The organism is Paenibacillus sp. MB22_1 (genome assembly GCF_047200555.1).
GTDB classification, from domain to species: Bacteria; Bacillota; Bacilli; order Paenibacillales; family Paenibacillaceae; genus Fontibacillus; species Fontibacillus phoenicis.
Genome location: NZ_JBLADV010000002.1, coordinates 826000 through 848060, shown reverse-complemented (window position 1 = coordinate 848060; position 22061 = coordinate 826000). Strand labels below are relative to the sequence as shown.

The 22061-nt window shown below is 53.4% G+C and carries 19 protein-coding genes and 1 pseudogene; 19 read left to right on the top strand and 1 reads right to left on the bottom strand.

The features are described 5' to 3' along the window. Window positions 1-11: 11 nt before the first annotated feature. From atpA to murA, 6 genes are all read left to right on the top strand, one after another. Entirely contained in the window at window positions 12-1526 is a 1515-nt protein-coding gene (atpA, locus tag ACL02P_RS15735) for a F0F1 ATP synthase subunit alpha (protein ID WP_260071009.1), read from the top strand. Between the two features lie 182 nt (window positions 1527-1708). After that, window positions 1709-2569 (top strand): ATP synthase F1 subunit gamma, encoded by an 861-nt coding sequence (gene atpG / locus ACL02P_RS15730; protein WP_028538170.1) that lies wholly within the window; start codon window positions 1709-1711, stop codon window positions 2567-2569. Window positions 2570-2604: 35 nt separating this feature from the next. Next, window positions 2605-3996: a F0F1 ATP synthase subunit beta gene (atpD, locus tag ACL02P_RS15725; protein ID WP_016314169.1), complete on the top strand. Its 1392-nt coding sequence runs from the start codon at window positions 2605-2607 to the stop codon at window positions 3994-3996. Between the two features lie 60 nt (window positions 3997-4056). Further along, complete coding sequence (locus ACL02P_RS15720) at window positions 4057-4473, top strand: F0F1 ATP synthase subunit epsilon (RefSeq protein WP_412837687.1); 417 nt, start codon at window positions 4057-4059, stop codon at window positions 4471-4473. Between the two features lie 284 nt (window positions 4474-4757). Further along, complete coding sequence (locus tag ACL02P_RS15715) at window positions 4758-5009, top strand: DUF1146 family protein (protein WP_009223746.1); 252 nt, start codon at window positions 4758-4760, stop codon at window positions 5007-5009. A 288-nt stretch (window positions 5010-5297) separates the two neighbouring features. Beyond that, the gene (murA, locus tag ACL02P_RS15710) at window positions 5298-6641 is read left to right on the top strand and encodes a UDP-N-acetylglucosamine 1-carboxyvinyltransferase (protein ID WP_036644207.1); all 1344 of its coding nucleotides are present in this window, start codon (window positions 5298-5300) and stop codon (window positions 6639-6641) included. Between the two features lie 51 nt (window positions 6642-6692). On the opposite strand, the pseudogene ACL02P_RS15705 reads toward murA, so the two are convergent. Further along, window positions 6693-7077 (bottom strand): annotated as a pseudogene (locus ACL02P_RS15705) (zinc-binding dehydrogenase); the annotation flags it as partial. Between the two features lie 182 nt (window positions 7078-7259). On the opposite strand from ACL02P_RS15705, the gene spoIID reads away from it, so the two are divergent. From spoIID to ACL02P_RS15640, 13 genes are all read left to right on the top strand, one after another. After that, window positions 7260-8828 carry a stage II sporulation protein D gene (spoIID, locus tag ACL02P_RS15700; protein WP_412837686.1) on the top strand — a complete coding sequence of 523 codons (1569 nt, stop codon included), beginning with the start codon at window positions 7260-7262 and terminating at the stop codon, window positions 8826-8828. A gap of 101 nt (window positions 8829-8929) precedes the next feature. Then, window positions 8930-9676, top strand: a complete 747-nt coding sequence (locus tag ACL02P_RS15695; protein WP_009223750.1) for a M23 family metallopeptidase — start codon at window positions 8930-8932, stop codon at window positions 9674-9676. A gap of 516 nt (window positions 9677-10192) precedes the next feature. After that, the gene (spoIIID, locus tag ACL02P_RS15690) at window positions 10193-10477 is read left to right on the top strand and encodes a sporulation transcriptional regulator SpoIIID (RefSeq protein WP_009223751.1); all 285 of its coding nucleotides are present in this window, start codon (window positions 10193-10195) and stop codon (window positions 10475-10477) included. Between the two features lie 246 nt (window positions 10478-10723). After that, window positions 10724-11722, top strand: coding sequence for a rod shape-determining protein (locus ACL02P_RS15685; RefSeq protein ID WP_009223752.1), 999 nt, complete (start codon window positions 10724-10726; stop codon window positions 11720-11722). 77 nt (window positions 11723-11799) lie between these two features. Continuing rightward, complete coding sequence (locus ACL02P_RS15680) at window positions 11800-12702, top strand: flagellar hook-basal body protein (protein ID WP_412837685.1); 903 nt, start codon at window positions 11800-11802, stop codon at window positions 12700-12702. Between the two features lie 39 nt (window positions 12703-12741). Continuing rightward, window positions 12742-13563 (top strand): flagellar hook-basal body protein, encoded by an 822-nt coding sequence (locus ACL02P_RS15675; protein ID WP_412837684.1) that lies wholly within the window; start codon window positions 12742-12744, stop codon window positions 13561-13563. A 12-nt stretch (window positions 13564-13575) separates the two neighbouring features. Continuing rightward, window positions 13576-13776: a DNA-directed RNA polymerase subunit beta gene (locus tag ACL02P_RS15670; protein ID WP_260071706.1), complete on the top strand. Its 201-nt coding sequence runs from the start codon at window positions 13576-13578 to the stop codon at window positions 13774-13776. Between the two features lie 317 nt (window positions 13777-14093). Beyond that, window positions 14094-14516, top strand: coding sequence for a 3-hydroxyacyl-ACP dehydratase FabZ (fabZ, locus tag ACL02P_RS15665; protein WP_260071705.1), 423 nt, complete (start codon window positions 14094-14096; stop codon window positions 14514-14516). Window positions 14517-14554: 38 nt separating this feature from the next. Then, on the top strand, window positions 14555-16273 hold the full coding sequence (locus tag ACL02P_RS15660) for a phospho-sugar mutase (RefSeq protein ID WP_412837683.1): 1719 nt from the start codon (window positions 14555-14557) through the stop codon (window positions 16271-16273). A 64-nt stretch (window positions 16274-16337) separates the two neighbouring features. Next, window positions 16338-18356 (top strand): DUF5693 family protein, encoded by a 2019-nt coding sequence (locus tag ACL02P_RS15655; protein WP_412837682.1) that lies wholly within the window; start codon window positions 16338-16340, stop codon window positions 18354-18356. Beyond that, window positions 18329-19474, top strand: coding sequence for a polysaccharide pyruvyl transferase CsaB (csaB, locus tag ACL02P_RS15650; protein ID WP_339300483.1), 1146 nt, complete (start codon window positions 18329-18331; stop codon window positions 19472-19474). Before ACL02P_RS15655 ends, csaB begins: the two co-directional genes overlap by 28 nt. Before the next feature lie 14 nt (window positions 19475-19488). Continuing rightward, the gene (locus ACL02P_RS15645) at window positions 19489-20250 is read left to right on the top strand and encodes a WecB/TagA/CpsF family glycosyltransferase (protein WP_412837681.1); all 762 of its coding nucleotides are present in this window, start codon (window positions 19489-19491) and stop codon (window positions 20248-20250) included. Window positions 20251-20362: 112 nt separating this feature from the next. Continuing rightward, window positions 20363-21484, top strand: a complete 1122-nt coding sequence (locus ACL02P_RS15640) for a glycosyltransferase family 4 protein (RefSeq protein WP_260071700.1) — start codon at window positions 20363-20365, stop codon at window positions 21482-21484. Window positions 21485-22061: the final 577 nt, after the last annotated feature.

Sequence of the window (22061 nt, the reverse complement as noted above, 5' to 3'; positions counted from 1 at the left end):
GGGTGAAACACTTGAGTATCAGACCTGAAGAGATCAGTACACTGATTAAAAGTCAGATCGAACAATATAAATCGGAAATCGAAGTAGCTGAAGTCGGCACCGTTATTCAAGTTGGTGACGGTATCGCCCGTGTTCACGGGCTTGAGAACGCTATGGCGAACGAGCTGCTCGAGTTTGAAAATGGCATTTTTGGTCTTGCTCTTAACCTGGAAGAGAGCAATGTGGGTGTCGTAATCCTTGGCCCTTACAGCGAAATCCGCGAAGGCGATCAAGTGAAACGGACCGGCCAAATCATGCAGGTTCCTGTAGGCGAAGCTTTGCTGGGTCGCGTTGTGAACCCGCTGGGTCAACCGATCGACGGTAAAGGACCGATTGAAACGACGGAATTCCGTCCAGTAGAAAATAACGCTCCGGGCGTTATCGACCGGAAATCGGTTCATGAACCGATGCAAACCGGGATTAAAGCAATCGACTCGATGGTTCCGATCGGCCGCGGCCAACGGGAGCTCATCATCGGTGACCGTCAAACCGGTAAAACGGCGATTGCCATCGATACGATCATCAACCAAAAAGGCAACGGTGTGAAATGTATTTACGTTGCCATCGGTCAGAAGCAATCAACGGTTGTTAGCGTTGTTGAAACGCTTCGTCGCCATGGTGCACTCGATTATACAATCGTGGTATCGGCTTCTGCTTCGGAACCGGCACCGCTTCTGTACATTGCCCCTTATGCTGGCGTAGCGATGGCCGAGTACTTCATGTACAAAGGCGAGCATGTCCTGATTATCTATGACGATTTGTCGAAACAAGCAGCAGCTTACCGCGAACTTTCCTTGCTGCTCCGTCGTCCTCCGGGCCGCGAAGCGTATCCGGGTGACGTCTTCTACTTGCACTCCCGTCTGCTGGAACGTGCAGCCAAACTGAGCGACGAGCTTGGCGGCGGATCGATCACGGCGCTTCCGTTTATCGAAACGCAAGCTTCCGACGTATCGGCGTACATTCCAACGAACGTCATTTCCATTACCGACGGTCAGATCTTCCTGGAGTCCGACCTGTTCTACTCCGGTCAACGTCCAGCGGTTAACGTGGGTATCTCCGTATCCCGGGTCGGCGGCTCCGCGCAAATCAAGGCAATGAAGAAGGTTGCCGGTACCCTGCGTCTGGACCTCGCCCAATACCGCGAGCTTCAAGCGTTCTCCCAGTTCGGTTCCGATCTGGACAAATCGACGCAAGCCCGGTTGACCCGCGGTTCGCGCATGATGGAAATCCTGAAGCAAGGCGTCAACCAACCGTTGGCTGTTGAGTTGCAAGTAGTCAGCTTGTATACCGCAGTCAAAGGTTATCTGGATGATATTCCATTGGCGGACGTTCGCCGCTTCGAAGCGGAATTCCTGTCCTTTATCCAAAATCAGCATGACGACGTTCTGCAGTCGATCCGCGACACCAAGGATCTGACGCCAGAGAACGAAACGAAGCTGAAAGAAGTTATTGAGCAATTCAAACGCGGTTTCGCGACTACGGCATAAGAATGTTCTTGCGGCAAACCGGCCTTGGCTAAGCGCAATGCCGGTTTACGCCTTTGTGTAAAAATACTTTGGCTCTGCCAAAGTTAAGCAAATGCTTACGAAGTTAGTTTTGGCTTCGCCAAAACTAAGCACATGCTTACGAAGTAACTTTGGCTCTGCCAAAGTTTTAAGGTGGTGAAATCATGGCAAAAGGGATGCGCGAAATCAAGCGTCAGATTAAAAGCGTTCAGAACACCCGGCAAATCACCAAAGCGATGGAAATGGTAGCCTCGGCGAAGCTGCGGAAAGCGCAGGAGAGAGCGCAGGCGGCTCGGCCATACTCGGAGAAGCTGAAAGAGGTTGTATCCAGCATCGCGGCTGCCTCTCAAGGCGTCAGCCATCCGATGCTCGTGTCGCGTCCGGTTAAGCGGACCGCTTATATCGTGATCACGTCCGACGGTGGTTTGGTTGGCGGATATAACGCAAATATTTTGCGGAAAGTCACGGATTTGATCCGTTCTCGCCACACCTCGACTTCGGAATACGAACTGTTTGTCATCGGCCGCAAAGGCAGAGACTATTTCAAACGCCGCAATTATCCGGTTGTTCATGAAGTAACTGAGCTTTCGGACTCTCCGAGATTTGCGGATATTAAGTCGTTGACCTATGCAGCGGTGCAAGGCTTCGAAACCGAACGATTCGACGAAATTTACGTTTGCTATAACCGGTTCATCAATGCGATTACCCAACTGCCAACCGTGGAGCGTCTTCTCCCCTTTGATTCGGTGGAGAGCGAGGGCCCGGTCAGCAGCTATGAGTATGAACCTTCGCCGGAGGGCGTATTAGAAGTACTTCTTCCGAAATATGCCGAAACGTTGATCTTTGGTGCGCTTCTTGACGGTAAAGCCAGTGAGCTTGGTGCGAAAATGACTGCGATGGGCAGCGCGACCAAAAACGCGACGAAGATGATTAATGAACTTACCCTGACGTACAACCGCGCTCGTCAAGCGGCGATTACGCAAGAAATTACGGAGATCGTGGCCGGAGCTAACGCACAAGGCTGATCGTTCCGGGCAGCAATTTTAGGAGGGAAACGAAGATGAACAAAGGACGCGTTGTCAGCGTAATGGGTCCGGTTGTTGACATCGAATTTGAGCGCGGTCAACTTCCGGAAATCTATAACGCAATTAAAATTGAGAAGCAAGACGGCCAGTCTGCTTTGGTTCTGGAAGCTTCCAATCATCTGGGCGATAACCTCGTTCGTTGTATCGCGATGGCCTCGACGGACGGCCTTGTGCGCGGTACGGAAGCAATCGACTTAGGAGCGCCGATTTCGGTTCCAGTTGGTTCGGCAACATTGAGCCGCGTATTTAACGTGCTGGGTGAGCCGATTGATAACAAAGGTGAAACGAACAGCGAATTGAGATACCCCATCCACCGCGAACCGCCGAAGTTCGAAGATCTGTCGACGCAAGCGGAAATGCTGGAAACCGGGATCAAGGTTATCGACCTGTTGGCGCCATATGCCAAAGGCGGTAAGATCGGTCTGTTTGGCGGTGCCGGCGTAGGTAAAACCGTTACGATTCAGGAACTGATCCACAACATCGCGCACGAACACGGCGGGATTTCCGTATTTGCCGGTGTAGGGGAACGTACCCGTGAAGGGAACGACCTTTACATGGAAATGACGGAATCCGGCGTTATTGAGAAAACGGCGATGGTCTTCGGACAAATGAACGAACCGCCAGGTGCACGTCTGCGCGTTGCCTTGACGGGTCTGACGATGGCGGAGTACTTCCGCGACCAAGAAGGCCGCGACGTATTGCTCTTCATCGACAACATCTTCCGGTTTACGCAAGCGGGTTCTGAGGTATCCGCGTTGCTCGGACGGATGCCTTCCGCAGTAGGTTACCAGCCGACGCTGGCAACGGAAATGGGTCAACTGCAAGAACGGATCACTTCGACGAAGAAAGGTTCCGTTACCTCGATTCAAGCGATCTACGTCCCTGCGGACGACTATACGGACCCGGCTCCAGCTACGACGTTTGCTCACTTGGACGCAACGACGAACTTGGAGCGGAAAATTTCCGAGAAAGGGATCTTCCCGGCCGTGGACCCGCTGGCTTCCAGCTCGCGGATTCTGACGCCGGAGATCGTGGGCGAAGAGCACTATGCCGTAGCCCAAGGCGTAAAACAAATCTTGGCTCGTTATAAAGAACTGCAGGATATTATCGCGATCCTTGGTATGGATGAATTGTCCGACGACGATAAAACGCTTGTTGCCCGTGCCCGGAAAATCGAACGCTTCCTGTCGCAGCCATTCCACGTGGCTGAGCAGTTTACGGGGATTAAAGGGAAATATGTGCCGATCGCCGAGACGGTCCGCAGCTTCAAAGAAATTTTGGAAGGCAAGCATGACGATCTTCCGGAAGCGGCGTTCCTGTTCGTAGGAACGATTGAAGAAGCTGTCGAAAAGGCCAAAACGCTGTAATTCGAAGCCGAATCCGGATGCTTCAGAAATGAACTGTCCCACGAACAGGAGGGATAATACTTGAGCACCTTTTTATTGGAAATCGTTACGCCGGAGCATGTGGTGTTCTCGAAAGAGGTTGACAGCTTAACGGTTCGCGGTCTTGAAGGGGAGTTTGGCGTTTTGCGGGGCCATATTCCGCTCGTGACTCCGCTGCAAGTGGCTCCGGTCGTTGCGAAAAAAGGCAAGGAAGAGACGTATATCGCCGTACACGGTGGATTTATCGAAGTACAGGGCGATAAGGTGATCGTGCTTGCCGAAAGCGCAGAGCTGCCGGAAGAGATCGACCTGGAGCGGGCCATCGCGGCACGTGAGCGTGCGGAACGCCGTTTGGCGAATCGCAGCAACCAGGACCGTATCGATCATCGCCGCGCAGAGCTGGCGCTGCAACGGGCGGTGACCCGGATTAACGTGGTCAGCAGCCGCAAACAGCAATAGACTGCAAAATAACGGGCACCTCTTGAGGTGCCTGTTTTTTCTTTCAGAATGACGCCAGAATGATATTTTGGTAATAGATGCCGTTGGAAGCCTTTGCATTACAAAGAAAAGCTGGATTATTACGGCGATGCCAAGTATGATATATAAGGTCTATATTTTTACAGGATAGTAACCGATATATAAATACGTCCCTGTGCAACTTGGATTGATGTGTCAGCGTCAAAGGGGAAGATTAACCGTTTAGGTACTTGCTGCATAAATATAAACGTGATGGAGGATTTATTATGAATCCCGTCGACCAGGTAGCGGCTTCGGTTGGTGTAAACGGCTTGACAGCGATCCTCGTCTCCTTGGCCTGTGTGGTGCTGTCATGGTGGGCGCTGCAGAACTTGAAGCTGGATTTATTGATCCGGCACCCTAAGAGCCCGCAGGGCAAGCTGCTGCACCTGCTGTTGGCGATCGTATTAGGCCGTTTCGTAGCCGCTTTTATTATGGATTATTGGCAATATACCCAAATGCTGAAGTATATGTTTTGAGCATTAAACTGAGTGTTTGTGGGGTTCGTCTACAGACAGATCAGGAAGGAAATTGTCGAATAACATCATTTCATTGTGTCAACAATGGTGAATAAGGACTACAACTCGAGAGCATGTCCATAATCGGGGCAAGAAGCGATTTCTGTGCCAAAACACGCTTTTTCGACAAGATTGGAGCCTTGTGTGCCTTAAATGACCGGTGATATGATGAAATTTAGGGAATGAACCAGGTAAATCTTTTTCCAAATCGGGAAAAAAAGTGAAAATGAACGCGCGGAGGGAACCATGATGAGCAAATTTATCGTCCGCGGTGGCAATGTTTTGGCCGGGAACGTAAAAGTCAGCGGTGCTAAAAATTCAGTGCTACCGATCATTGCAGCGTCTTTACTGGGTGAAGAAGGAGTCAGCGTCATTCGCGATGCGCCCCCTCTTGACGATGTAATGACCATTAATAAAGTGTTAGAGTCGCTAGGAGCAGCCGTTACCTATGACCGAGAGGTCATTACTGTTGATGCGCGGCAAATCGCTTCTTGCGAGGCGCCTTATGAATGGGTGCGAAAGATGCGGGCGTCTTTTCTTGTCATGGGTCCGTTGTTAACAAGAATGGGATTCACCCGGATTTCCCTCCCGGGTGGCTGCGCGATCGGGACCAGACCGATTGACCAGCATCTGAAGGGCTTCGAAGCGATGGGTGCAGAGATCACCCTCGGCCACGGGTTTATCGAAGCCAAGACGAACGGCCGCCTCCGCGGAGCCAAGATTTATTTGGACGTTGCCAGCGTAGGTGCAACGGAGAACATTATGATGGCGGCAACCTTGGCGGAAGGCACGACCATTATTGAAAATGCGGCCAAAGAGCCGGAAATCGTTGATTTGGCGAACTACTTGAACAGTATGGGAGCCGTTGTCCGCGGAGCGGGAACGGGCATGATTCGGATTGAAGGCGTCGAACGGTTGCGTGGATGCGAGCATACGGTGATCCCGGACCGGATCGAGGCGGGTACGTTTATGGTCGCTGCGGCCATTACCGGTGGGAACGTCTTTGTTGAAGGTGCGATTGCCGATCACTTGGGACCGGTCATTTCCAAGCTTGAGGAAATGGGCGTTACCGTGGAAGTACAGGAGAACGGAGTACGTGTGATTGCAGACAAACCGCTGAAAGCTGTGGATGTTAAAACGTTGCCGTATCCGGGCTTCCCGACCGACATGCAAGCGCAAATGATGGCGTTGCTGCTCGTATCCGAAGGGGCTAGTGTCATTACCGAGACGGTATTTGAAAACCGCTTTATGCACGTGGATCAGTTCCGTTTAATGAATGCCGACATTAAGGTGGAAGGACGCAGCGCGATTATCTCCGGGAGCAATAAGCTCAGCGGAGCTAAGGTTTGCGCCACCGACCTTCGTGCCGGAGCGGCACTGATCTTAGCTGGATTGGCAGCGGACGGAACGACGGAAGTCAGCGGGACGCATCATATCGACCGGGGATACGTGGATTTGGCCGAGAAGCTGTCCGGCCTGGGCGCGGACATTTGGCGCATTTCGGTCGAAGAGACCGCTCCGGAAACCGAGAAAGTATCGGCTGCTGCCAAAGAGGAAATCCCGGTATTGAAAATTCAGCCCTCTTGGGCTTAAGGTGAAGTTCATAGATGTAAGATAAACCATGCCGTCGGCATGGTTTTTTCTTTAGCTGAAATGCTCCAGCACCACTTTGCCAATCGTTCTTCCGGTCTCGATGAGCGCATGGGCTTTGCGGAGATTGGCGGCGTTGATGGGGGATAGCTTTTCTGCTGCAACAGGGTGATGCCGCCCCCATGTTCTTCCAGTGTTTTTCTACGGTATTCAAGCAAAAGATATAGTCAACATGTTCATACCCCAGCGCTTGGAGTTGGGGAACAAAAGGTTCAAAGTGATTGATGACCTCATCGGCACCAAGCTCCTTCACCCATTTCACCGATTCAGGACGGGAAGCCGTGCCGATCACCGTAAGTCCGGCATGCTTGGCGAGTTGCGTCGCGATAGAACCAACTCCTCCGGCGGCGCCAATGATCAAGAGCGTTTTTCCGGCATTCCTTTTTCTATAAATATAGAAGTACTTGCAGAGGATTCGAGAAATCGGGTCCTTTTTTTGTGTTCTATCAATTCCTCAAAACTCATATCTATAAGTATAGCGGGCAAACGATATAAGGGCAGAAAGCTAGGTTACTAGCTCGCTAGCACGGCAGCATGATGAGGGCGGGGGGGAATCAATCGATGCAGGAACGATCTCAGGCAGTAAAAATCAATGTGGCACCTCGCCGAGAGGTAAAGCAAAATCAAGAAGAAAGCAGCAACCTTCAGATAGACAATAAGGCAGCGATCCGCCCTTTAGGGCATGACGAAGCGAAAACAACCACAGTGTCGGCACCCGTATCCATGATGAAGGTTCGTCCAAAATCGGAACAAGCAGTTGAATTGAAGCAGGAACTAGGGCAGGGAGGAGTCGCGAAGCAAGGAAGTGGGGGAAGCGAGAGGCCGGCAGATGCAGAATATGCGAGGGCTGGGCTAGAGGGTGCCCGCGGGGTACCTTTGGCGGCACAACCGCTGCGAGCAGTGCCGCCGGAGACCCGCGTGCGCGTAAGCGTCCGCACGCGGCCGGGCCGAACCATCTCCCGCCTGGGCAGGAGATGGTTCGGCGGCACCGGCGCCGCCCCTGTGGCGGCGGCGCTGATCGCGCTGGCGCTGCTGCTGCCAGCGCTGATCGCGTGGCGCACGGCGCAGGCGCCCGCCGTGCGCCACGACCCGGCGGCGGCGCAGACGCCGTCTGCCGCCGTGCCGCCGGCAGCGGAGCCGCGCCCGCAGGACGCGGCTCGCGCGGAGGCTCCGCCCGCGCAGCCGGACGCCGCTGACGCGGCGGCCGCGGGCGGGCCGCCGGTGCGCGTCTATCTCACGCGCACCGGCGTGGTCGAGACCGTGCCGCTCGAGCAATACGTCACCGGCGTGCTCGCCGCCGAGATGCCGGCGGACTTCGAGCTCGCGGCACTCAAAGCGCAGGCCATCGCGGCGCGCACCTTTATCGTCCAGCGGCTGGCCGCTGGAGAACCCTCAGGCACCGGGAGCAAAGATGCGGATGTCAACGACACCATTGAACATCAAGTCTATCTCCCCCGTGCGGAATTGGAAGAGTGGCCAAGCCGGGGGAAGGGCGCAGAGCTGGAGAAGCTGCGTCAAGCCGTCCGGCAGACCGCAGGAATCGTCATGACGTTCCGCGGACAGCCGATCACCGCTTCCTTCTTCTCTTCCAGCGGCGGATACACGGAGAACTCCGAGGAATATTGGTCGCTGAAAATTCCTTATTTGCGCAGCGTGCCTAGCCCATGGGATGCGGCGATCAATCCGAACAACCGCGAAACCGTGGAAATGCCGCTCACCCAGCTTTACGCCAAGCTGGGACAGAAAGTGCCGGAACCGGTGCAGACCGCATTAGCTGCGCTGGATCAGGGGGAAGCCCAAGCCAAAGCGGCGGCGTCGAAGCTGAGTGCCGACAAGCTGTTTAAGATCCTCTCTTGGACCACCGGGCGTCGGGTGAAAGAAATTCGCATCGGCGATAAGGTGTACACCGGCCGGGAAGTTAGGGAGAAGCTGGACCTTCGCTCCAGCCAGTTTACGCTGGCGGTGGCCGGCGATACCGTGAAGATCACCACCTATGGCTACGGCCACGGCGTTGGCATGAGCCAGTGGGGAGCGAACGGGATGGCGAAAGAGGGTTATACAACCACGCAAATCCTCAAACACTACTACACGGGAATCTCGTTTCAGCAGGTCTCCCATTTTCTCAAGTAGTGGCTTGAATGCGAAGTTTCTCTTTTTTCTGAAAAAAAAGTATATAGACGAAGTATAAAAGAGTTCACCCCGGTAACACTGGTTACTGAGGTGATGAGCAAATGAATGAAAACCAGAAAAAAACAAGTCACGAGGAATCTCCTAAAATGGGACTGGGAGAACCGGTGAAGCCGGTATCCGCGTGGAAGAGATTATTGTCAAAGAGATGGGTTTACCCGGCAGCGTATGTGGCGGCAGCGGCAATTATACTAACCTTAGTGTGGGTCTACCAGGATGCGAGCAACAAGCCGATGGACTCGACCCCCGCCAGCGTGACCGACACCGTAAACCTGTCTGGCGAAGAGGAAGCCGCAACGGGAGAGGGAACGACAGAGGAAGAAGCAACCGAAGTCATCGCCTCCTCCGAAGATCTCGCTTGGCCGGTAGTGAATGCCGCCGAAGTTAGTGTGGTGAAGCCGTTCTATGAGAAGGATGGCACGGCCGAAGAACATCAAGCCGCCCTGGTGCAGTACAACGATACGTTTACGCCAAACACCGGGATCGACTTGGCGCGCGAAGACCGTAAGCCTTTCGAAGTCACGGCTGCCATGAGCGGGAAAGTGACGCGGGTTGAAGAAGTGCCGCTCCTCGGGTACGTGGTGGAAATTACGCACGCTAACAACCTGAAGACGGTATACGAAAGCTTAGGCGAAGTTAAGGTGAAGAAGGATGCCGAAGTGAAGCAAGGCGACATTATCGGCAGCGCCGGCCGCAACGAAGTGGAGAAGGATCTCGACAACCACGTCCATTTTGCAATTTATGAAAATGGCGAGCTGGTGAATCCGGAATCCGTACTTCCGAAAAACTAACGTTTTGCAATAACCCATCCATCCCATGTAAGGCACTGCCAGCCGATCCAAACATCGAGGACTACGGCAGCAGGCCTGACGGAGAGCGAAGAGCTCTCCGTTTTTTTGTCCTCATTCGCAATAAGGGTACAAAAAGGCCTTATTTACCGGAAATTCCGGCTTCCCGAGTAAATAAGGGAAAATATTGGCCTTATTTTTTTGATCCAAGCCTCATAAGGCTTGTTTTCCTGAGGATCGAGACAAATAAGAGCCTATTTTGTCCTTATCTCGTGCAGATCAAGCTCGAACGCCCAAATAAGGCCAAAAAAGTCCTTTATGAAGCATGAAGATGGTAACTCCATTACTCCGTTTTACGCACTTCACTTCACTTGTCCAACCGAGCTGCAGCTACTCCCTTAGTAACCAACGGTAAAATAAAAGGCCCCGCAAAGGCTTGTCACGCTTGGAAACAAAGAATATCTAAGCCCGCCCCTCATATAATGTACCAAACTATCTCGAGTTGAGGGAGGCGGGAGCGTGCACGATTACATCAAGGAACGGACGATAAAGATTGGACGGTGCATCGTGGAGACACGGCACACAGTTCGGACGATCGCCAAGGAATTCGGCGTTTCGAAAAGCACGGTGCACAAGGATTTAACCGAACGTTTGCCGGAGATTAATCCGGATTTAGCGGATCAGGTGAAGCACATTCTCGAATATCACAAATCGATTAGACACTTGCGCGGCGGTGAAGCAACGAAGATCAAGTATAAGAAAAAAGGTCAATCCAAACGTGAGGTGATTAGCTCCGTTAATTAATGAGTAATGAATTTATTTAGTTCACTCATCGAACGATAATCATTGAATCAATCCCCTAAAGTATGGTATTTTTAAATATGGTATAAGATGATGTGGATTTTCATCCATTTATCCCGAAATTTCGCGATATTCTTCGACTTTTGTCGATAAACAACACCTAGTCAGCGGGACGCTTCTGCCATATCACATGAGGTAGGACCGCTACGTCCTTTCCGTGATTTACAAAAATACGCTTTGGGGGATCGAATGATGGGCAAGGATATTGGGATTGATTTAGGCACGGCCAATGTGCTAATTCATATCAAGGGGAAGGGAGTCGTACTTGACGAACCTTCCGTTGTCGCCATTGACAGCGACGGGAAACGGGTACTGGCCGTCGGTGAGGAAGCTAGACGGATGGTAGGTCGTACGCCTGGAAATATCACTGCAATTCGTCCCTTGAAGGACGGAGTCATTGCCGATTTTGAAATTACGGAAACGATGTTGAAGTATTTTATTGACCGGGTGGGCGGGCGAAGCTGGTACAGCCATCCGAGAATTCTGATCTGCGCGCCAACGAACATTACGTCGGTCGAGCAGAAATCGATTCGCGAAGCCGCCGAACACAGCGGTGCCAAAGAAGTGTATTTAGAAGAAGAACCTAAAGCGGCTGCAATTGGGGCTGGCATGGATATTTTCGAACCGAGCGGCAACATGGTTGTCGATATCGGCGGCGGGACGACGGATGTGGCGGTGCTCTCCATGGGAGACATCGTCACGGCCTCGTCACTTAAAGTCGCTGGGGACAAGTTTGATGCTGCCATCATTAAATATATTAAAACGAAGTACAAGCTGTTGATCGGGGAACGGACAGCAGAGGATATCAAAATTGGAATCGGAACGGTGCACCCGAACGGACGGCAGGCGGAGATGGATATCCGCGGACGGGACATGGTGTCCGGACTGCCGCTGACCGTGACGATCACGGCGAAAGAAATCCAGGAGGCCCTGGCTGATCCGGTATCCTCCATTGTTGCCACTGCCAAATCGGTGCTGGAGCGCACTCCGCCGGAATTGTCCGCCGACATCATTGACCGCGGCGTGATTTTGACCGGAGGAGGCGCTCTGCTGAACGGGTTGGACGAGCTGCTTGCCGAAGAGCTTCACGTACCGGTGCTCATTGCGGAAGATCCGATGCACTGTGTGGTAAAGGGTACGGGGATTATGCTCGATAATTTGGACAAGGTGCTAAGAAGAAAGTTCTGATCGTCCGATAAAATAAAGAAGGAATGAATTGCCCGAGGAATAGGGCATTTAGAATACATAGCGTTTGGAGGTAAGTCATGCTAAGAGGTCTCTATACCGCAGCATCCGGCATGATCGCCGAACAACGGCGGCATGATACAGTTACGCAGAATATCGCCAATCTCAACACACCGGGCTACAAATCGGTGAATACCGTAGCGCGCTCTTTTCCCGAAATGCTGATTTCCTTGATGGGGGACAAGCAGTCCGGGAACAACAAGCAAATCGGGAAGCTGGTAACCGGGGTGTTTGCGGAAGAGAGCCTGCCGGCGTTTACACAAGGGGATTTGAAGGAAACCGGAAAGAATACCGATTTTGCCTTGATCTCGCAGCTTAGCTTGAATGACCCGGCAACGGGTGAGCCTTATGCGTTTGACGCTTCCGGTAAATTCGTCACAGAGGACGGCGAAGTGATCTATCAGCCGCAGGCCTTTTTCGCCGTTGCGGATAACGAGGGGAATGTACGATATACCCGGGACGGCAGCTTTACGGTGAATGCGGCGGGAGAGCTGAGAACGTCCACCGGTTATCGGGTGCTGGACACTGACGGCAATCCGATCATCCTGAATGCAGGCTTGTCCGTGGACACGTTGTCCAGCGATGAAGCCGGAAATTTAACGGCAGTGGATAATACCGGTGCCCTGGTGAATCTGGGTGCCTTGGGAATTACAGTGGTAGAACAGCCTTACCAGCTTGTCCGTGAAGGCAACGGCGTCTTCCGGGTGGCGGATGAAGAGGCGGCGGGAGTACGTGAGCTGGTGGCTGGAGCGGATGGGGCTGTGGTACGCCAAGGCTATCTTGAGGTATCCAATGTCGATACCGCCCAATCCATGGTGGATTTGCTGGCTGCGCAACGAGCTTATGAATCCAACCAAAAAATCATTCAATATTATGATAGAAGCTTGGATAAAGCGGTTAATGAAATTGGCAAAGTACAATGATCATGTGCGGTTGCTTTTGCTTAATACAGGAGGTGCGGCATGAATAACACCGTCATCAGCGCGATGGTATCGATGAGCGGCATTCAACAGCGTTTGGACTTGCTGGCCGATAATATCGCCAATGCGAACACAGTAGGGTATAAACGAAAAGAAGCCAACTTTGAAGACACGCTGACCCGGGTGCAGAACCAGACTTCCGATCTGAATCTGCCGGGCCGGGCTACACCGTCCGGGTTCACCCTTGGTTTTGGCTCCAGAATGTCGCAGGTCACCGTCAATTATGCCCAGGGCTCGATTCAAGAGACCGGCAATTTGACGGATTTGGCCATTCAAGGCAATGCGATGTTTAGTGTGTTGACGCCGGAAGGTGTCGTTGCCTATACCCGGGGCGGGGATTTTCACATTCAACCGGATCCGGATGATGCCGAGTCAGCCTTCTTGGTGAATCAACTAGGGTATGTGGTCTTAAACGCTGAAGGGGATCCGATCACGTTCCCATCCGATGCCAAGCTGAGCATTGACGCTGACGGGAATATCCTGGCCACCAATGGGGAAGGCACAACGGAAGTGGGACGAATCGCCTTGTTGAAGGCTGAGAAGCCGGAGTCACTCGTTCAGAAGGACGGGAACCTCTTTATCCTGGCCAATGGTGTTACCCCTGCCGACGTGATGGTGGACAACCTCACCCTGCCGACGGGACAACGGGCCAGCTTGCGCCAAGGGGCGCTGGAAGCCTCTAACGTTGATATGACGGAAGCGATGGCGGAAATGCTTCAGGTGCAGCGCGCCTACCAATTGACAGCTCGCGCGCTAACCTCGGGTGAAACGATGATGGGTCTAGCCAACAACTTGCGCGGATAGGTGGGATGCTTCATGAGTGAAGACAGTCAACCGGTGAGCAAACGGCCGGCCTGGATCGTCATCCTGAAGATCGTGCTCGTGTTGCTCGTTCTTGTTGCGGCTCTGGCGGCAGGTATGGTCGTTGGGTATGTTGTGTTCGGCAAACAAGAGATGTCCGATATATGGCACTGGGCAACTTGGAAGCATGTATTTGATCTGGTCTTTGCTCCATAAAGGGCATCCAGATGGCCGCTATTATATAGTAGAAACTGAGCAAAAATAACAAAAATGTCCACAAACTCTCGGCTGACGGGAGTTTTCTTTTTGTAGGCGAAAAATGTATAATGATGGGGGACTTAGGTGAGGAAAAACGTCAAAAGGGCTTTATCCGTAATCGACCGGGAGGTCGTTTGCGGATAAGCCCCTTATCTTAACCTTCGCTTCTGCAGAGGCGAAGGATAACTACAGTGTGACCGGATACCCGCATTTTTATTCAAGATGGGATGCGCACAATCCGAAACTTATGCCATAGATCGAAAGGAGACTTACATATGTTGAACACAAACCAAATTCAGGAGATTCTGCCGCACCGTCCTCCGTTTTTGCTAGTGGACCGTATTATTGAGCTGGAGGAAGGCAAACGTGCCGTTGGGATTAAGAATGTCACGATTAATGAGCCGTTCTTTACCGGGCATTTTCCGGGATACCCTGTCATGCCGGGCGTATTGATTACGGAAGCGCTGGCCCAGGTTGGGGCTGTTGCGATTCTTAACGTCGAGGAGAACCGCGGGAAGATCGGCTTCTTGGCTGGACTCGATGGATTCCGCTTCCGCGGGCAGGTCGTTCCGGGAGATACGCTGCGCTTGGAGGTCGAAGTGACCCGGATGAAGGGCTCCATCGGTAAAGGCCATGCCATTGCGAAAGTGGACGATAAAATTGTTGCCGAGGGAGACATCATGTTCGCCTTGTCTTAATCGGGCGTAATCGTAATCACTAAGGAGGAGAACCTATCATGACTGAAATCAGTAATGCCGTCCGTGAGAAGTTGGCGAGCTGGCTGCAAGACCCAACGATTGATGAAGCAACCAAACAGGAATTGCGTGATTTGGAAAATAACCCGGCCGAACTCGAGGACCGTTTCTATCGCGACCTGGAGTTTGGGACAGGCGGGTTGCGCGGCGTGATCGGCGCGGGGAGCAACCGCATGAACCGTTATACGGTAGCCCGTGCTTCGCAAGGGTTTGCCGAATATATTCTGGAAGCGCATGCGGGCCAAGCCGGGGCACCTTCGGTCGTCATTGCGCATGATTGCCGTCACTTCTCGCCGGAGTTTGCGTTGGAAGCTGCTTTGGTGCTGGCCGGCAACGGCATCGTAGCCAAGCTGTTCCCATCGTTGCGCCCAACGCCGCAGCTCTCCTACTCTGTACGCGCTCAGAAGGCCACCGGGGGTATCGTCATCACAGCAAGTCATAATCCGCCAGAGTACAACGGCTATAAAGTATATAACTCGACGGGCGGCCAGCTCGTTCCGCATGAAGCGGAGCAGGTTATTGCTCGCATTCAGAAAGTGGCATCCTTCGCTCAAGTCAAACGGTTAAGCCGGGAAGAAGCAGAAGCGAAGGGATTGCTCGTATGGCTGGGTGCCGATGAGGATGAAGCTTTTGCGGATACCGTGGCGAATACGAGTGTCAATCGTGAGCTTATGACTTCCGGCGCCGCTAAGGATTTGGTCGTTGTCTTTACGCCGCTGCATGGCACAGGGAACCTTCCGGTTCGCCGCGCATTGGAGAAGCTTGGTTTTACCCAAGTACACATTGTGAAGGAACAAGAATTGCCGAATGGTGATTTCCCAACGGTGAAGTCTCCCAACCCGGAAGAGCGGGAAGCGTTCACGATGGCGATCGAGCTCGGCAAGCAAGTGGGAGCGGATATCTTGATTGGTACGGACCCTGATGCCGACCGGATGGGGGCGGTTGTACGCACGCGGGACGGCGAATATGAAATTCTTACCGGTAACCAATCGGGTTCCTTGCTCGTTCATTATGTATTGAGCCAAATGAAGGAAAGGGGAACGCTTCCGAACAACGGCGCGGTCGTCAAGACGATCGTAACCAGCGAATTTGGCGCCGCGATTGCCCGTCATTATGGGGCTGCGGTATTTAACACGCTGACCGGCTTCAAATATATCGGGGAGAAAATGAACGAATTTGAAGCATCCGGCGAGTATACTTATTTGTTTGGTTATGAGGAAAGCTACGGATATCTGGCGGGCAACTATGCGCGCGATAAGGATGCCGTTGTGGCTTCGATGTTGATCTGTGAAGCGGCAGCGTATTACAAGCGTCAAGGAAAGACCTTGATCGACGTATTGGAGGAGCTGTACCAACAATTCGGCTACTACCGCGAAGCGTTGGCTTCCCGTACATTGAAAGGCAAGGACGGACTGGCCCAAATCCAGGCGCTGATGGAAGCCTTCCGCAGCAATCCGCCGAAGGAAATTGGCGGCGTGCGTGTATCCGAGGTGCTGGATTACTCGAAAGGCCTGGACGGATTGCCGAAGGAGAACGTGCTGAAATTCTTGCTGGATGACGGTTCGTGGTTCTGCCTGCGCCCTTCGGGTACAGAACCGAAGATCAAATTCTATTTTGGCGTTTGCGGCACTTCTGCGGAAGATGCCAAGTCGCGTCTGAATCGCATTCAGGACGACGTTCTCGCCCGTGTCGATCAATAATCGGCAAGCGGGTTGGGATACAAATAACAGATGTGGATTCATGCATTTTTGAGGAGGTACCTTAGTGATTCGAAGTTGGCAGCGGTGGAATAACGCTTCCCGAAAATTGTTGTGGGTTTTGGTGATTGTCGGAATCCTGGCTTCTGTGCCGGTGATCGCGCAGCGGGTTCAGACGGAATCCTCCGCGAACAAAGTGGAGTTCGTCTTCAATTACCGAGGATTGTTGGATATCGCCTCGTATCAGGCGAATCCGCAGGCGTATTTGGATGAGCAGCTGGATCGTCTGAAAGAAGCTGGCGTAGGTACCATGGCGATGTTTGAAAGCACGCTGGACGAATTGTCTAAAGCGCGCCGGATTATGGTGTTTAGTTCGCTTGAACTGGCGAAGCTGAACGGTACCGTCGTGACGAACAGCGGGAATTACACCTATTTGGCGTTTACAAGTGCGGAGAACGAAGCGCAGTTGAAGCCGATGATCGAAGCGGCATTCCGCAAGCTGGACGTGCCGGTGGCGAACTGGCAGTATCAGGATCATGGCGGGCTGGCGATTGGAATGGGCATGGAAGAGGCGATGATGAAGCCGATGCCGCTCGATCCGATGGCGTTTGAGATGCTGCGGGAGAAAGGCTTTACGATTTTGCCGCGGCTTTCGGACAATATCCCTTATGATCAGGAAGAGATGGATCAACTGCTGGCCTTTTTCGCTGAAAACGGGGTCAATCGCATTCTGTTCGAAGGCGAAGCGGTGAAAGGCTTTAACGAAGATGAATCGAAGCATAGTCTTCAGGGCTTTGCGGATTTGCTGAAAAAATACAACATCGGCATCGCAGCCATCGAGAATTTGAAGGCGCCGCAAAAAGGCTTCAACAAGCTGGCTTACCTGATCGACTACAACGTGGTGCGCCTGCATTCCTTGTCGGATGCGGAAGCTTCCCAAGATAAGATGACGTTGGCCGACCGGTTCGTCTTGGCGACCAAAGACCGGAACATCCGGATGGTGTACCTGAACGCTTCGGCTTCCAAAGATGTGGCGAAAGCGGCGATTACGAATCCCATCGATAATCTGATCGGCTCGCTGCAAGCTCCAGGGAATGCGTTGCAGCGAATCGAAAACAACGGATTTGAGCTGGGACAAGCCGAAGCCTTCACAATTCACGATGCCAGCTGGCAAAGATATCTGAAGGCGCTGGTTGTGCTTGGGGGCGTAGCGTTTGTGGCGCTGCTGATTTCTTGTTTCCTGCCGTCGCTTACGCTGGCAGCTTTTGTGATCGGTTTGGTGGGTTCGGCTGGATTGTACGTGCTGAAGCCAGTATTGCTTGAACAGGCATTAGCTCTGTTCGTCGCCATCAGCGCGCCAACGATTGCGATGGTGCTGGCGATCCGCAAGGTGCAGGAGCTTCGCGAGAAGCATCCGAACCTTTCGGGCGGTCGGCGGCTGACGCATACGATTGTGTTGTATATCAAAACATCGTTGCTGTCCCTATTCGCTGTACCGTTCGTGATCGCACTCTTGAACAACATTACGTATAGTTTGGTGCTAAATCAATTCCGTGGCGTCAGCCTGCTGCATTTGGCGCCGATCCTGCTGATCGCCGTGTATGTCTTCTTATACCGGGGCAACTCGGTTTGGGAGGAATTGCGCAAATGGCTTAGCATGCGAATTACGGTGCTTTGGGTAGTCGTTGCTGCTGTACTTGGAGTGGCGGCGCTGTACTACCTGTCCCGTACTGGGAATTCTGGAACGTTGCTTCCGGGTGAAGCAGCCTTCCGTTCTTTCCTGGAGAACACCTTTGGTGTTCGGCCGCGGAACAAAGAATTTTTGCTGGCGCATCCGCTCTTTATCGTTGGTCTGTTTGCCGCGTTCCGCTATCGCTGGGCGATGTTCGCGATGATTATCGCGGTGATGGGCCAATTGTCGATGGTCGACACGTTCGCACATATTCACACGCCGGCCGTGCTTTCGTTGATCCGCGATGTTCTGGGTCTCGGACTTGGTCTTGTGATCGGTTTGATTGCCGTTCTGGTTTGGCAAATCATTGAAAGGTGCTGGGATAAATGGTCGCCACGACTGCTAAAACCATAGTTCTGTCGGGGTATTACGGGTTTCGCAACAGCGGGGATGAAGCGGTGCTTCAATCCATCCTGACCGCGTTGGAAGAAGAAGGACTTACCTCGGGCGTGGACATTAAGCCGGTTGTGCTGTCCATCGATCCGGAGTGGACAAGCCGCACGTATGGTGTGGAAGCTGTACACCGGATGAAACTCGGAGAGGTAAGGAAGGCTATAAAGAGCAGCGACGGATTGATCAGCGGAGGCGGCAGCTTGCTGCAGGATGCGACGGGGATCAAGTCGATCCCGTATTATCTGGGTATCATCAAGCTGGCGCAATGGCTCGGCAAGCCGACCTTCGTGTATGCTCAGGGCATCGGACCGGTGAACCGCAAGCTGTTCCGGCCTTTGATCGCTTCGGTGTTCCGGCGCTGCGACTATATTTCCGTGCGCGATACGGAATCGGCCAGCCTGCTCCGGGACATGGGGCTGCGCGGCAAAGACGCCATCCAGGTCGTGCCCGACCCCGTGATGGGGCTGACGCTTCGGGAGCCTGCGGATCGCTCCTCGGAAGGGCACCGCGAGGAAGGCGAGTCCGCTTCCGAGCTGCCGGTCGTTGGCGTATCGGTTCGCTTCTGGAACCCATCGCGAACCGATCTCACGCAGCTGGCCGAGGGGCTCTCGCTGCTCTGCCGCCGCAAGCCGGTGCATATCCGCTTCCTGCCCTTCCATTTCCCTGGCGACGACGAAGCTTCACGTTTCGTGATGGAACGGCTGGGAAATGTGGCGGAACGCGGCTGCACCGTGAGCATCGCGCCAGAGGCGGAGCACCCGCAGGATATGCTGCGGGAGGTCAGCCAGTGCAGCCTGCTGATCGGCATGCGGCTGCACAGCTTGATCTACGCCGCCTCGCAGAACGTACCGCTGCTCGGCGTCTCGTATGACCCGAAGATCGACCATTTCTTAGGTCGCATCGGAAGCGTCCCGGTCGGGACCGCGGAGGAGCTGGATCCGCGGATCTTGGCCGCGGAAGGGGAGCGCCTCCTGCAGGAAGCCGGGACATGGCGCAAGACCCACGCCGCGCAAATTGCCGAACTGAAGCGGGAGGCACGGGTGCCCGCGCGGCGGATCGTTGAATTTTTACGAAAGTGATGGGTGAACAGGTGATGACGATGATCAAGGAAGGTATCCCGACGGTTTCGGTCTTTGGCGTTCCCGTCTGCAAATGGGGGATGAAGGAGACGGTCGCTTATTTGACGGAGGTGGTCGCCGCCAAGACGCCGCACCATGTGATTACGGCCAATCCGATCATGATGATGGCGGCGATTGAGAATCCGGAATATAAAGCGATGATGAAAACCGCCGAATTGATTGTGCCGGACGGAACGGGCCTGGTCTGGGCCGCGCAAAAAGGCGGCGATCCGGTGACAGAACGCGTGCCAGGGTACGATCTGCTGCACGAATTGATGAAGCAAGGGGAGCGCCGCGGTTGGAAGGTGTACCTGCTCGGTGCAGCGCCGGACGTCGTGAAGGAAACGGCTCGCCGATTGGCCCTGCAATATCCCGGAACGAAGATCGCGGGATATCGCGACGGCTACTTCGGTCCGGATCAAGACCAGGAAGTGATTGATGAGATCGTCAAAGCCGCGCCCGATCTGCTGTTTGTCGCCCGGGGGGCAGACACGCAGGAGCCTTGGATCGCCAAGTACAAAGATGTTCTGCGCGTCCCCGTCATGATGGGTGTCGGCGGCAGCTTCGACGTGATTTCCGGGCGAACCAAACGAGCTCCTATGGCCTTCCGGAAGCTTCGGCTGGAATGGCTGTACCGGTTGTTGAAGGAACCTACCCGCTTCCGCAGAATGCTGGCGCTGCCGAAATTCGCCGTACGTGTGCTGCGGGAGAAAGAAAACCTTACGAAAATGGGCTAAAATTCTCGATTTCCATGAATTACTGTGATTTTTTGCGCAAATGCGGGGTTGGTGTTTCTCCTTAATCGGAGTATAATCATTCCGGTGCAGAACAATTGGAGGTCGAAATTGAATGTTGATGATCTATATCATCGGGTTTATCGTTTCACTTGGCTTGGCTTTGGGCCTAACGCCGCTCGTAAAGAAATTCGCTGTTAAGGTCGGCGCCGTGGATGTGCCCAATGCGCGCAAAGTGCATACACGAATTATGCCGAGACTCGGTGGTTTAGGGATATTTTTATCTTTTGTCATCGCGTTTTTTCTGCTTCTTCCATTCTTACCTGACGTATTCACGGTACGCGAAGTGAACTTCATCAAAGCTTTCCTGGTAGGCGGAACGATTACCGTGTTGCTGGGCGCTTTGGACGATCGCTTCGATTTGCCGGCGAAACTGAAATTTCTGATTCAAATCGCGACGGCCTGCGTGGTCGTGTTCGTGTTCGATATCCGGATTGAATTTGCGAATATTCCGTTTCACACGTATGCTGCAGTGGAGACGTGGGTGGCCATTCCGTTCACCATTCTGTGGATCGTTGGCGTGACGAATGCCATTAACCTGATTGACGGATTGGACGGATTGGCTGCAGGGGTCTCTGCCATCGCGATCGGGACGATTGCGGTTATGGCGTTCCTGATGGGCAATGTGATGGTGGCGCTGCTCTGCTTGCTGCTTCTCGGCAGCATTATCGGATTTCTGTACTTTAACTTCCACCCGGCCAAAATCTTCATGGGCGACTCGGGCGCCCTGTTCCTGGGCTTTAGCTTAGCGCTGTTATCGTTGCTCGGCTTTAAGCAGATTGCGATCGTGTCGTTCCTGACGCCGCTCATCCTGATCGGCGTGCCGCTCTCGGACACGATGTTCGCCATCGTGCGCCGCTGGATGCAGAAGAAGCCGATCTTCTCGCCGGACAAGGGTCACTTGCACCATTGCCTGCGTGAGCTCGGATTCAGCCACCGCCAGACGGTGCTGATCATTTACGGTATCGCCGCCTTCTTCGGCGTGCTGGCCGTGATCCAGTCGTCGGCTGCGATGTACAACGCGAACTGGGTGACGTTTGTCGTCATCTGCGTCATGGTCTTCTTCCTGCAAATCGGTGCCGAAGTCATCGGCCTGATTGGCAAAACGAAGCGCCCCGTGCTCGACTTCCTCGCCCGCCTTCGCATGAAGGTGTCGGAGGAGCGCGGTACGAAATAATAGCATTCCTAAATGCAGGGCAATTATGCATTTCTTTACTTGATGATAGGACAACCCTTGACGGTGATGAGCCGCAGGGGTTTTTTTTTTGTGCTTGATTCAGCCGGGTACCCTCCCTGTTCGGCCCGAAGCACCTTCAACCGCTCTGCACCTCTTATAGTCCCCTGATCTAGCGGACTCCAGAGCCGTTATTTGCGCTTGGCTGCTGCTGTTTGGATTCTAACGGACCGTGGAGACCTTATTTCGTGCTGCTTCGGAAGTTTTACGTCAGAATGAGCTCAATAAGGTCTCTGTAGTCCGTTAGGACGGGAAATGAGTGGGAAATCGACGAATAAGGTCATTACGGTCCGTTAGCGAGACGGATGAGGGTTGCCGAGGCAGTGCGCTGAGGAGGAAGGTTACTATTCCTGAAAGGCAGACTGAGCGAACGGGATAATCTAAGAGCGATCTATGCCGGAGCAAGCCACGCCGAAACGGCATCTTTTTGTGCCCCAGGATTTTCGTTGGATTCTCTTTCAAGTTTTCCTAAAATTCTTCCAACTTTCGACCGATAACATATGTAAGTGACGCTTTTGGG